Here is a 12,255-nt window from a genome sequence, read left to right as displayed (position 1 = left end):
TGTCATCGAAAGGACCGTTTCCATGAAGCGTCAAATTATCGCGCTAATGACCACCGCATTGCTCGCCTTGACGGTCACCGGCTGCAGCGGCTCCTCCGAGCCATCCGGATCACCGGCCGCCAGCGGAACCGCGACCGGTTTGACCCTCCAACAGGTCCAGGATGCAGGCGTCCTGAAGGTCGGAACGGAGGGGACCTACAAGCCGTTTTCCTTCCATGAGGGCGGAACCGGTCCGCTGACCGGATTCGATGTGGAAATCGTGACGGCCGTAGCCCAGAAGCTGGGTGTGGAGCCACAGTTCGAGGAAACCCAGTTTGACGGGATCTTCGCCGGTCTCGAGGCCGGACGCTTTGACGTCATTGCCAACCAGATTTCCATCACTCCCGCGCGCGAGGCGGCGTACGAGTTCTCCAAGCCATATACCGTGAGCACCGGTGTTGTCGTGACCCAGGCGGGGAACACCGATATTGCGTCTTTCGAGGACCTGAAAGGCAAGTCCACCGCACAGTCGCTGACCAGCAACTGGTACCAGCTGACCAAGGATGCCGGGGCGAACGTCCAAGCCGTGGAAGGGTGGGCTCAGGCCATCACGCTGCTGAAGCAGGGCCGTGTGGACGCCACTGTCAATGACAAGCTGACCTATCTGGATTCACAGACCACCAAGCAGGACGACGGCATCAAGATCGCCGCCGAAACAGCCGAAAAGTCGCTCAGTGCCATGGCCTTCCGCAAGGGTAGCGGCGACCTGGTCGAGGCAGTCGACAAGGCCTTGGATGAACTCTCGGCCGACGGAACGCTCTCGAAGATTTCCGAGAAGTACTTCGGAGCAGACGTCACCAAGTAATTTCCGGCAGTGTCGCGGTCCGCACCCCAGTGGCCCGCGGTTTCACCTTGCGAATGCGAAGGAGTCCTGCCATGGACATTGATTGGCAATTAATCGGCGATTCTTTTTGGCCCATAGTGGTGGGTGGGCTACGCGGGACCATTCCCCTCTCGCTGGCCAGCTTTGCCATCGGCCTGGCGATCGCCTTGCTCATGGCACTGATGCGGTTGAGCCGGAATCCAGCTGTCACGTTCATTGCCAAGGCGTACATTTCGGTGATCCGCGGAACCCCGTTGTTGGTGCAGCTCTTCGTCATTTTCTACGGGTTGCCCTCGATCGGGGTCACGCTGGACCCATGGCCCAGCGCCATCATCGCATTCTCGATGAACGTGGGCGGCTACGCTGCCGAGGTAATCCGCGCGGCCATCCTCTCGGTGGCCAAGGGCCAGTGGGAGGCCGGCTACACCATCGGTATGTCGCGCACCACGACACTGCGCCGGGTGATCCTGCCGCAGGCAGCAAGGGTGTCGGTGCCGCCGTTGTCGAATACCTTCATCTCCCTGGTCAAGGACTCGTCCCTGGCATCGCTGATCCTGGTGACGGAGTTGTTCCGCAACGCCCAGGAAATAGCCGCCTTCAGCCAGCAATTCTTGCTGGTCTATATCGAGGCAGCGTTCGTGTACTGGGTGTTCTGCCTGGTGCTCTCCGCCGGCCAGACCAGATTGGAAAGAAGGCTTGACCGCTATGTCGCACACTGATCCCGCCACGAACGCGCCCGCTCTGCTGAAGGTGACCGGCCTGCAGAAGAGCTTTGGCGACCACCAAGTCCTGAAGTCCATTGACCTGCAGATCGGCAAGGGCCAGGTGCTCGCCTTGATCGGCCCCTCCGGCTCGGGCAAGACGACGGTGTTGCGCTGCCTGAACGGCCTGGAGATCCCCGACGGCGGGGAGGTCGCCTTCAGCGACGGTCCCGCCGTGGTCTTTGCGCCGAAGACAACGCAAAAGCAAGCCCAGGTCTTGCGCACCCGCAGCGCCATGGTCTTCCAGAACTACAATCTCTTCCCGCACATGACAGTGCTGGAAAATGTGATCGAAGGGCCGATCCAGGTCCAGCGCCGCAAGCGTTCCGAGGCCGTCGCCGACGCCGAAGCACTGCTGGCCAGGGTCGGACTAGGCCAGAAGCGCGACCAGTACCCGCACCAGCTTTCCGGCGGGCAGCAGCAGCGGGTGGGCATTGTCCGGGCGCTCGCGCTCAAGCCTTCGCTGTTGCTCTTTGACGAGCCGACCTCCGCGCTGGATCCGGAGCTGGTGGGTGATGTGTTGAAGGTGATCAAGGAATTGGCCGACGAAGGCTGGACCATGGTCCTGGTGACCCATGAGTTGGCCTTTGCCCGGGAGGTCGCAGACGAAGTCGTATTCATGGACCAGGGAGTGGTGATCGAGCGCGGCCACCCGGATGTCGTCTTGCGGGCACCGCAAAACGAGCGGACCCAGCAATTCGTGCACCGCCTGCTCAACCCGTTCTAAGGGCATGGAGCTTCCGACGCGGGGTTCGGGACTAAAAAGAATTGGCGCGCCCACCACTACGGACACGATCCAGACCGTAGGCTATGGACATGGCCAAGATGACAACAGCCCAGCATGTGGAATCCATCAGCGCAGGTTATGCCTTTGACGGTTTGGCGGTGAATCTGGGGGCGGCACTGGTCGATGGGCAGGTCTTCCCCGTTGCGCAGGTCCGTTTGCCGCTGCGGATGATGAACCGGCACGGATTGGTGGCGGGAGCCACCGGAACCGGCAAGACCATTACCCTGCAATTGATGGCCGAACAGCTTTCCGCCCACGGCGTTCCGGTGTTCCTTGCAGACATCAAGGGGGATCTCACCGGCCTCTCCACACCGGGCACGGCCACGGAAAAACTCACGGAACGCACCGCGTCGGTCGGCATGAAGTGGCAGGCCAAGTCCTTTCCCGTCGAGTACTACGCCTTGGGCGGCGACGGGCAGGGAACCCCGATCCGCGCCACGATCTCCTCCTTTGGCCCCCTGTTGCTATCGCGGATCATGGAGTTGAACGAGACCCAGGAATCCTGTCTGCAGCTGATCTTCCACTACGCCGACACCAAGGACCTGGAACTCCACGACCTGAAGGACCTGCGCGCGGTCATCCAGCACCTGACCAGCGACGAGGGCAAGGACGAACTTGAGGGCCTCGGTGGCGTGTCCAAGGCGACCGCCGGCGTCATCCTGCGCGAGCTTGTCACCCTGCAGGCCCAGGGCATGGAGTCCTTCTTCGGCGAACCGGAGTTCGACACCGCAGAGCTCCTGCGACAGGCTCCCGACGGCCGCGGGGTCATCAGCATCCTGGAGCTGCCGACCCTGATGCAAAAGCCGCTGCTCTTTTCCACCTTCATGATCTGGCTGCTGGCGGACCTCTTTGCCGAACTGCCGGAGGCCGGAGACCCGGAGAAGCCCAAGCTGGTGTTCTTCCTCGACGAGGCACACTTGCTCTTCAACGGGGCATCCAAGGCCTTCCTGACCTCGATCACGGCCACCGTCCGGTTGATCCGTTCCAAGGGCGTCGGCGTGTTCTTCGTGACCCAGACTCCCAAGGACGTTCCCGGCGACGTGCTGGGACAGCTGGCCAACCGGATCCAGCACGCGCTGCGTGCCTTTACCCCTGATGATGCCAAGGCGCTGAAGGCAACCGTCTCCACGTTCCCCACCAGCGACTACGACCTGGACGAGGCGCTGACGCAGGCGGGCACCGGTGAAGCGGTGGTTACCGTCATGAACGAGAAGGGCGCACCCACCCCGGTGGCCTGGACTCGCATGTGGAGCCCTGAATCAACTATGGGCCCCTCCTCCCCGGACACGGTATCCGGAATCATCGCTTCCTCGGCCCTGATGCAGGTTTACGGCACCAGCGTGGACCGTGAATCCGCCTACGAGAAGATCAACGGAACCAGCACCGAGGCCACGGCCGCACCGGTGCCCACCGGAGGGTCGGTCGCCGCCAGGGTCCCCGGCCCCGGCCAGAGCCAGGCGGACATCGATGCGGCGGCACGGAACATCGAGGAATCCATCCTGGGACGCCCGTCCTCCCTCCCGAATTCGGCTCCGCAGCCGGGCGCCTCGGACTACACCATGCCCGAACCGCCGGTGGCCACCACGGGCTCCCCCAAGCGGAAGACCAAGGCCCCCGCCCCGGCGCAGAATCCGGACAATCCGCTGCTTGACATGGCTTTACAGGCGGCGAACATTTTTGGCCGGGAGATGCTCCGCGGCATGTTCGGCACCAAGCGGAGGCGTCGCCGCTAGGAAGGGTTGCGCAAACGGCGCGATTTTCCCGGTAGCCTTGGATTCAATGAGCGAACGTTTATCACCCACAAGGGTCGCTGCCATCTGGGCGGCGGCCCTTGTGGTGCTGGCCGTAGTTGCAGTTTCCGTCATCGCCCTGGTGAACCAGAGGGTGTTTGGGCCCGCCCAAATGGTCAAGACACTCCACTCCCACCTCGTCAACGGCGAAGGCGCCCGGGCATTGGGGCTGCTGAATGCCAAGGTGCCACCGGGCAATGCCCTGCTTCTCGACGGGGAGGGCCTGAAGGCGGCCAGTGCCGACATCAAGGATTTCACTGTCGGCGAGCCCGAGGAGATCCCCGGGGCCGAAGACACCGTCAAGGTGGTGGCAAGCTACTCGGTCCATGGGGTCGAGCAGCAGACCTCCTACCAGTTGCGGAACGCCGGCAACCGTTGGATGTTCTTCGATGAGTGGGAATTCATTCCCACGACTCTTCCCACCGTGGCGATCTCGGCAAACACCACCAATGAAGTCGTCGTGAACTCGCGTCCTGCACCGCTGGTCAAGGGCCGGGCCACGGTTCCGGTCTTTGTGCCGGCGGTCATTGACACCAGTTTTGCGACGCCCAATTTCGCGGCTGACTCTCGCGGCCTTGCCGTCACCGACTTCGCGAAGAAGGACACTGCCGTGAAGTTGCGGACCCAACCCACCAAGAAGTTGCAGGACGAGGTCAACAAGCAAATCAATGCATACCTCGATGGCTGCGCCGAGCAGCAGGTACTCATGCCTGCGGGCTGCCCCATGAGCTACTCCACCACGGCGCGGGTGCAGTCGGACTCCATCCACTGGAGCATCCTGGGCTACCCGCCCGCCGAGATCGTTTCCTTTGACGGCGGCTGGGCCTTGCGCCCGCTGACGGTCAAGGTCCGTCTGGAACTCACCGAGCAGGACCTGCGCACCGGCAGGTACACCGAACAGACCATCGACAACGACTTCGGATTCACCGCGTCACTCAGGGCCAACACCACCAAGGTCAGCGTCACGCCCGTCTCCAGCGAGTAACGGCCGCGTCGCCCGGTCCGGCCCCCAGTGAACTACCGTCCGAGCGCGGGGGCCAGGGCGCGGGCCCTGGCCCTGTGCCGGGCCGGGGCCCCGGATGGCTTGCCATGGGTCGCCCGCGACCTGCGCACCACCAGGGCAACGGCAATGAGCCCGGCAACCAGGGACAGCACGGCGCCGCTGCCGACCGACCAGCGGGCGCCGAATTCCGTGCCCAGCCAGCCCACCAACGGGGCGCCCAGGGGCGTTCCCCCCTGGACCACCATCATGTAGAGCGCCAGGACGCGCCCCCGGTAGGCCGGATCCACGGAGAGCTGGATCATGGTGTTGGCGCTGTTCAGGAATGTCAGCGAGGCCAGGCCCACCGGCACCATCATCAGCGCGTACCAGAGGAAACTCGGCATGAAGCTGGCGATCAGTGCCGTGGCGCCAAAGCCAACGGCGCCACCCAGCAGGTAGCGCATGCGCGGACTTCCCCTCCGGGCTGCCAGCAGGGCCCCGGCGAGTGTGCCGATGGCCATGATGGTTCCCAGCAAGCCGAATTCCCCGGCACCGACGTGGAAGACGTCGGTGGCCATCATGGCGTTGGTCAGCTGGAAGTTCAGGCCGAAGGTGGCCACGACGAAGGCGAGGCCAAAGATCAGCAGCAGGTCGGGGCGCTGGCGCACATAGGCCACGCCCTCCCGGATCTGGCCCTTCCGGCGGGCCACCAGGGTGGTGGGCTGGAACCGCTCCTTGCGCATCTTGGCCAGGGAGAAGATCACCGCACCGAAGCTGGCGGCGTTGATGAGGAATGCCGGTCCGGTCCCGAAGACGGCGATCAGCATCCCGGCGACGCCGGGGCCGGCCAACCGGGCCAGGTTGAACGAGGCGCTGTTCAACGCCACGGCGTTGGGTAGGTCGCTTGTCGGAACCAGTTCGGAGACGAAGGCCTGGCGGGCAGGGGCGTCGAAGGCGCTTGCCACGCCCAGGCCGAGGGCCAGCAAGTAGACATGCCAGAGCTCGGCCGACCCCGTAAGCACCAGCGCGCCCAGCAGCACGGCAAAGAAGCCCATGGCCGATTGGGTGACCAACAGCAGCTTGCGCTTGTCCATGCGGTCCGCCAGTACCCCGGCAAACGGGCCAAGGAGGAGGATGGGGAGGAATTGCAGGCCGGTGGTGATGCCGACGGCGGTACCGTCGTGGTCGGTCAGGATGGTGAGCACCAGCCAGTCCTGGGCCACGCGTTGCATCCAGGTGCCGATGTTCGAGACCAGGGCACCGGCGGTCCAGAGGCGGTAGTTCGGGTTTTTCAGGGCGCTGAACATCCGACTCACTTGGCGCTCATTTCCTGCAGCAGGGCGGCTGCCCGTTTCAGTGTCGCCCGGTCCTCGGCACCGAGTGTTTCCACGCGGCGCGCCAGCCAGGCGGTGCGCTGGCTGCGGGCCGCCTGGAGAGCGGCCTTCCCCTCGGTGGTGGGCTCAACCAGCACCTGGCGCCCGTCTTGTTCGCTGGCCGTGCGGGTGACCAGCCCCGCCTCCAGCAGGGACTTCACGATGCGCGTCATGGACGGGGCGGCGACCTGTTCGCGGGCGGCCAGCTCGCCGATGGTGTGCTGCTCGTTTCCCAGGCCCGCGAGCACCGAATACTGGGCGGCGGTGAGCGTCTCGGAACTGGATTCCAGGCGCAGGCGGCGGGATGTCTTCATCACGGCCACCCGCAGTTCGGCGGCCAGGTCGCCGGTGCCGCCGGCATCGGCGGGGGTTGTTGGTGCGGGTTTCGGGGCGTTGTTGGTTGCGTTCACTTGATCCGGGCGAGCCACGGACCCTCCTTCAATGCGCCGGGCGACCCGGCGTCTTTGGTTTCGACCTCGTTAGTTTCTTTAGCATTGCTAACGATACTCGGGCCGAATTCTCCCCGCCATGACGCGCCTCACCGAAGGCGTTTCGGGGCGGGTGAGATGCCCCACTTTCGCCGCCATCCCCAGACGGCACAAGGCCCGTCCCCCGGAAAGGGAACGAGCCTCGTGCAGTGGTCGTGGGGAGCCGGCTAGGTGTCCAGGCCGCGCAGGTCTAGGACCAGTTCGCTTTCGCCCTCGGCATCCAGGATCACCGGGATGCCCCAGTCCTGCTGGTACAGGTGGCAGGCGGCGTGCATCGGGATCTCGCCACCGGGCTCGCCGTCGCAGGCGGCCGCGCGGGCGGTGATGTGCAGGACGCCCTCGAGGACCTCGGGGTTCAATTCCAGGGTCCGGGTCAATCCGGTCGAGGTGCCGCCGCCGGACAGCAGCAGCTCCTCCGGGGAGGATGAGATCTTCAGCTGCGTGGGATCGCCCCAGCGGTCATCGAGCTTCTGGCCCTTGGGTGCGGAGAAGCGCACCGTCAGTGCGTGCTCCCCCGCGGTGACCTTGGTCTTGGGACGCTGGGTCTGGCTGGCGCCCTCGTCAACGACCAGTGCCTCGGCAGGCAATGGCAGGCGCACCAGCTGGTGGCTGTTGGTCTCCACAACCAGCAGCACCGGTTCACCGTCCACCGAGGTGTCGAGCTGCACGTCCGCGGGCTCGTTGAGTCCGCGGGCCAGGGTGCTGACGGTGGCGGTGGCGGGGTCGTAGCGGCGCACCGCGCCGTTGTAGGTGTCGGCGATGGCGATCGAGCCGTCGGGCAGCGCCGCGACACCCAGCGGGTGCTGCAACCGCGCAGCGTCCGCGGCTCCGTCGCGGAACCCGAAGTCAAAGAGCCCCGCGCCGATGGCAGTTTCGACGTTGGCCACCGAGCCGTCCTCGGCCAACACCAGGCGGCGCAGTGCGGAGGTCTCCGAGTCGGCCACCCAGATGTTTTCCGCCTTGTCCAAGGCCAGGCCGGAGGACTGGGCGAACCAGCTCTCCGAGGCCGCGCCGTCGGTCAGGCCCTCCAGCCCGGTGCCGGCGAAGACCGACAGGGCCGAGGTCTGGGGGTTGAAGGCGAAGATCTGGTGGGTTCCGGCCATCGCGATGATGACGGAGTCGGTCTTGGGGCTCCACAGCACGTCCCACGGGGAGGACAGCGAGGTGTTCAGCGGGTCGTTGCCGAGGTCGCTGAGCCAGGCCTCTTCGTTGTCCTCGCCGACTTCCGAGCGCGCTTGTTCGGCGTCGAGCAGGCGCTGGATGCCGTTGCCTGCCAGCGTGGTGACGACGCCGGTGTCAAGGTTCAGCCCGCGCAGGCGGTGGTTGACGGTGTCGGCGATGACCGCATGGTAGCCCAGTGCCGCGGCGCGATCGGCCGGCAGCAGCGCCAGACCCTGGGGCTCGTTGAACTGTGCCGTGTCAGCGTCGCCATCGGCAAAGCCCTTGGTCCCGGAGCCGAAGGTGCGCACCACGGTGGACAGGTCGTTGCCCAGTTCCACGATGCGGTGGTGGCCGGAGTCGCCGACGAGGAAGTTCCCGTTTTCCAGGGCAACCGCCTTGCCGGGGAAGCGCAGGTCGCCCTCGCGCGCCGGGGGCGCCACGTAGGGGCCGGTGCCGCGGTGCAGCGTGCCCTTGGCGTCGTGCTCGGCGATGAGCTCCTCGACCAGGGATTCCAGTCCGGACGCGTGGCCCTCGCCCGAGAGGTGGGCGACGATGTAGCCCTCGGGGTCAACGACCACCAGGGTCGGCCAGGCGCGGGCGGCATACGCCTGCCAGGTGACCAGTTCCGGGTCATCGAGCACCGGGTGCTGGATTTCGTAGCGTTCCACTGCAGCTGCCAGCGCCACCGGGTCGGCCTCGTATTCGAACTTCGGGGAGTGCACGCCCACGGTCACCAGGACATCGGAGTACTTGGCCTCCAGCGGGCGCAGCTCGTCCAGCACGTGCAGGCAGTTGATGCAGCAGAACGTCCAGAAGTCCAGGATCGTGATCTTGCCGCGGAAGTCCTCAAGGGACAGCTGCTTCCCGCCGGTGTTCAGCCAATTGCGGCCGACCAGTTCGGAGGCGCGGACCTTGTAGGAGGTGCGCACGGATTCGGTTCCGGTGTTTGTGGAAGCTGTCATTGTGGGGGTACTCCTCGGCTTGTCGGCTGACACTGTGCTGGATTCAATTATCCCGGTTTGCTGCCGGGAGCGGGACATCATGACCTGATGCGACGAACCCGGGTCAGGGACCGTCGCCAGGTGCCTCCTGGACGGGAAGCGCGGGCGGCTAGCCCGCCTGGGCGAGTGCGGCGTTGAGGATCTCGGCAGCCATCTGGCTGAACTCGGGCGCCTCGAGGCCGTCGGCGGCGATAAAGGACACCATTGCCACGTGGTCCCCCTTGGACTTGATCAACACCAGGGCCTGCTGTCGCATTCCCTGGCCCGGCGTGCCGCGCGTCCAGGCGATGGCCGAGTCCGCCGCGCCGGCCTTGAGCTGCGGCTTGGAGGTCTTGAAGGGAACGGTCTCGGTTTCCTGGTGCATGGTCACCGACTTGCACTCCGTCAGCATGGCCAGCACGGTGGCGTAGTGCGCCTCCAGGGCCGCCTTGTCGGTGATCTCGGCGACCTCGACGGAACCGGTGGCGGCGATCTTTTCGGTCAGGAAGTCGGTGCGCGCCCCCTCGCCGCCCATTTGCAGCGGCGACCAGTTCAGCGACTCGATGACGTCCCCGCACTGCGTGGGCAGCACGGCAACCGAACCCCGGTTCTCCTCCGGTGACTTCTTCAGCCCGGCGAGTTCCGTTCCGGAGATCACCCGGGCCTGGTCGAAGCCCAATCGTGCGGCCATGGAGATTCCCGAGGCCACCGACAGCTCGGAGACGTCCAGCTCCGCCGCCGCGCTGGAAGGTGCCGCGGAGGAAGGCGCCGAAGGCGCGGTGCTCAGCGGTGCGTGGCCCTCGGGCAGTTCAACGGCCTGCGGGGATCCGGCACATCCGGCCAGCAACAGGCCCATTGACATGCTCAGGGCAAGGGCGCGCAGCGCACCCGTCTTGGTCCTAGCGGCCACGGCGCGCAATCTCCTCGTCTCGCTTTTTCAATTGGGCAAACATGTCGTTGTAGGCGTTCAGTTCCGCTTCGTTGTCCCGGTCGGCCTGCCGGTCCTTGCGTTTGGATTCCTTGGAATCGTCCCGGTTCCAGGACACCATGACACCCAGGGCCAGCAGCAGTGTGGGGATCTCCCCGATCCCCCACATGGCCCCGGCGCCCAGCCGTTGGTCCTCCAGCGCGTCCTCGCCCCAGGTGCGTCCCATGTTGCCGAACCAGTCGGCCTGCATCAGCGAGGTGGAGCTCATGATGGAAACCCCGTAAAAGGCATGGAAGCTCATGGTCGCCAGCAGGATCACCAGGCGCAGCGGGTAGGGCGCGCGACGCGGCACCGGGTCGGTGCCGATCATGGACAGAGCGAAGAGGTAGCCGGTGATCAGGAAGTGCACGTTCATCAATTCGTGGCCCACGTGGTTGCGCAGGGCGAAGCCGAAGATGTCGGTGCCGTAGAAGATGATGATCGATCCGGCGAAGTTGGCGGCGGCGAAGATCGGGTTGGTGACCAACGCCGAGAACTTCGAGTGCACCAGCACCAGGATCCACTCGCGCGGTCCGCGGGTGCCGTCGCTGCGCGAGGACAAGGCCTTCAGTGCCAGGGTGACGGGCGAGCCGATCACCATGAACAAGGGCGCGACCATGGTCAAGGCCATGTGGTCGACCATGTGCACGGAGAAAAGGATTGTGCCGTACACGGCCAGGGCGCCGGAGGTGAAGTAGAACAGGCAGGCCAGACCCACCAGCCAGGAGATCGTGAGCAGGAGGGACCACTTGTCGCCCCGGCGGCGCACCGTCACCACGGCCCACAGGTAGGCGACGGCCAGGAAAATCACAATGGCGATCCAGAGCCAATCGAAGCGCCAGACCTGCAGCCAGCTGGCGCTGGTGAGCTCGGGGGGAAGTTCGTATCCGGTCAACAGCCGGGCGGGGGTCGGCAGTTCCGGCGCGGTTTCCGGGGTTGGGGGTGCGGTGCGGGCCAGCACCGTGGCCAGTGCCATGACGGCGGCCATGACAATGGTTTCGGCAGCCACCACCAGCCAGGCGGCGCGCGTGGCCTCCAGCTTCCCGGCCCGAAGTGCCGGGATCACCCGGCTGCGGTGGGCAAGGCCCAGCGCCCCCAGGGCAAGGGTGGCCCCGGCCTTGGCGATCACGATCAAGCCGTAGGGGGTCATCCACTGGTCCCAGCCGGAGATGCGGATCGAGGCATTGACGACTCCGGAACCGGCGACCAGGACGATGGAGATGGTGGCCAATGCCGAGAAACGCTGCAGCACGGTGCCGGCCAGGATGGGCCGGGTGCCCGAATGGCGCCCCGGGGCCTTGGAGGCCAGCAGCGGTGCCAGAGCGGCCAGCACGACGATGCCGCCGAACCAGAGGCACACGCCTACCAGGTGCAGCATGATCGAGTTGACCGCGCCCCAGTGGTCATCGCCGCCCGCGGCGTGTCCGATCAGCGACATCGGGAGGACTCCGGCCAGGGAGAAGACGGCGGTGGCACCGACCCATGACGGGGACCTCACGCCAAAGGCCAGCGACGAGGTGATCGCGGCGATCACGATCATCCAGGCCCATGCCCGGCCCACGGAAATATTCAGGACGTAGTCGAGCATCGCGGATGTGTAGCTCGGGTCGGTGCTCATGGGCTTGCCCACGAGGTCCCAGAAGGTGAAGACCAGCACCGCCGCCGCGGAAACCGTCCAGAGCAATCCGGCGGCGGCGGCCAGGTTCATGGCGCGGGCAAAGGCCGGGTGGACTTCGCCGCCATCGGTGTCCTGTTCACCCGGTGCAGGGCGTTTGGGCTTGGTGGAACGCGGCAGGATGGTTGCGGCAAAGATCAGGGCGGCGACGGTGATGGCCATCGAGGAGTGGTGCAGCGCCTTGGCCGCAGGGAGGGCCCACCGAACCAATGGACCGTGGTCCCCCAGCTCGCTGGCCGTTGCGGTGCCGGCAAAGTAGCTGGCGGCGACGAGCACCAGCACGCCGACCAGCAGCGCCGGAAGGGTCAACAGGGGCCAAAGCGGCCCCGTGGGGGTCGCCGCCTGCGCCCGGGAGGCCGTGGCCTGCGTGTTCCGTGACTTGTTCACAATGTCCTTTCAGCGTCCTGCCGCTTCATTCTCCCACCGATT

The 12,255-nt window shown here is 65.7% G+C and carries 10 protein-coding genes; 5 read left to right on the top strand and 5 right to left on the bottom strand.

Annotation, left to right across the window (positions count from 1 at the left end):
- The first annotated feature begins 22 nt into the window (after positions 1-22).
- The 5 genes from Q2T94_RS13065 (at position 23) to Q2T94_RS13045 (ending at position 5,185) form a co-directional block, all read left to right on the top strand.
- Positions 23-844, top strand: a complete 822-nt coding sequence (locus Q2T94_RS13065) for an amino acid ABC transporter substrate-binding protein (RefSeq protein ID WP_302264885.1) — start codon at positions 23-25, stop codon at positions 842-844.
- A 71-nt stretch (positions 845-915) separates the two neighbouring features.
- Positions 916-1,581 (top strand): amino acid ABC transporter permease, encoded by a 666-nt coding sequence (locus Q2T94_RS13060; protein ID WP_302264884.1) that lies wholly within the window; start codon positions 916-918, stop codon positions 1,579-1,581.
- Complete coding sequence (locus tag Q2T94_RS13055; protein ID WP_302264883.1) at positions 1,568-2,350, top strand: amino acid ABC transporter ATP-binding protein; 783 nt, start codon at positions 1,568-1,570, stop codon at positions 2,348-2,350. Before Q2T94_RS13060 ends, Q2T94_RS13055 begins: the two co-directional genes overlap by 14 nt.
- Positions 2,351-2,433: 83 nt before the next feature.
- On the top strand, positions 2,434-4,143 hold the full coding sequence (locus Q2T94_RS13050; RefSeq protein ID WP_372342907.1) for a helicase HerA-like domain-containing protein: 1,710 nt from the start codon (positions 2,434-2,436) through the stop codon (positions 4,141-4,143).
- Between the two features lie 46 nt (positions 4,144-4,189).
- Positions 4,190-5,185 (top strand): hypothetical protein, encoded by a 996-nt coding sequence (locus tag Q2T94_RS13045; RefSeq protein ID WP_302264881.1) that lies wholly within the window; start codon positions 4,190-4,192, stop codon positions 5,183-5,185.
- 32 nt (positions 5,186-5,217) lie between these two features.
- Here Q2T94_RS13045 and Q2T94_RS13040 read toward each other — a convergent pair whose 3' ends face one another.
- From Q2T94_RS13040 to Q2T94_RS13020, 5 genes are all read right to left on the bottom strand, one after another.
- On the bottom strand, positions 5,218-6,489 hold the full coding sequence (locus Q2T94_RS13040; RefSeq protein WP_302266419.1) for an MFS transporter: 1,272 nt from the start codon (positions 6,487-6,489) through the stop codon (positions 5,218-5,220).
- Between the two features lie 5 nt (positions 6,490-6,494).
- Entirely contained in the window at positions 6,495-6,983 is a 489-nt protein-coding gene (locus Q2T94_RS13035) for a MarR family winged helix-turn-helix transcriptional regulator (RefSeq protein ID WP_302264880.1), read from the bottom strand.
- 227 nt (positions 6,984-7,210) lie between these two features.
- The gene (locus tag Q2T94_RS13030) at positions 7,211-9,166 is read right to left on the bottom strand and encodes an NHL domain-containing thioredoxin family protein (protein ID WP_302264878.1); all 1,956 of its coding nucleotides are present in this window, start codon (positions 9,164-9,166) and stop codon (positions 7,211-7,213) included.
- 148 nt (positions 9,167-9,314) lie between these two features.
- Positions 9,315-10,094, bottom strand: coding sequence for a hypothetical protein (locus Q2T94_RS13025; RefSeq protein ID WP_264269982.1), 780 nt, complete (start codon positions 10,092-10,094; stop codon positions 9,315-9,317).
- A complete protein-coding gene (locus Q2T94_RS13020) occupies positions 10,084-12,213 on the bottom strand; it encodes a bifunctional copper resistance protein CopD/cytochrome c oxidase assembly protein (RefSeq protein WP_302264876.1) in 2,130 nt (709 codons plus the stop codon). The genes Q2T94_RS13025 and Q2T94_RS13020 overlap by 11 nt, the downstream gene beginning before the upstream one ends.
- Positions 12,214-12,255 lie beyond the last annotated feature (42 nt).

Origin of the sequence: Paeniglutamicibacter sulfureus, from assembly GCF_030512175.1 — a bacterium.
GTDB classification, from domain to species: Bacteria; Actinomycetota; Actinomycetes; order Actinomycetales; family Micrococcaceae; genus Paeniglutamicibacter; species Paeniglutamicibacter sulfureus.
Note: the sequence above shows the minus strand (reverse complement) of the source record. Positions and strands in the feature narration are given on the sequence as shown.

Bases quoted from the DNA above. Each gene is read 5' to 3' on its own strand.
- Q2T94_RS13055 (WP_302264883.1), top strand. From the start codon at position 1,568: ATGTCGCACACTGATCCCGCCACGAACGCGCCCGCTCTGCTGAAGGTG.
- Q2T94_RS13045 (WP_302264881.1), top strand. From the start codon at position 4,190: ATGAGCGAACGTTTATCACCCACAAGGGTCGCTGCCATCTGGGCGGCG.
- Q2T94_RS13030 (WP_302264878.1), bottom strand. From the start codon at position 9,166: ATGACAGCTTCCACAAACACCGGAACCGAATCCGTGCGCACCTCCTAC.
- Q2T94_RS13060 (WP_302264884.1), top strand. From the start codon at position 916: ATGGACATTGATTGGCAATTAATCGGCGATTCTTTTTGGCCCATAGTG.
- Q2T94_RS13065 (WP_302264885.1), top strand. From the start codon at position 23: ATGAAGCGTCAAATTATCGCGCTAATGACCACCGCATTGCTCGCCTTG.
- Q2T94_RS13050 (WP_372342907.1), top strand. From the start codon at position 2,434: ATGGACATGGCCAAGATGACAACAGCCCAGCATGTGGAATCCATCAGC.
- Q2T94_RS13040 (WP_302266419.1), bottom strand. From the start codon at position 6,489: ATGTTCAGCGCCCTGAAAAACCCGAACTACCGCCTCTGGACCGCCGGT.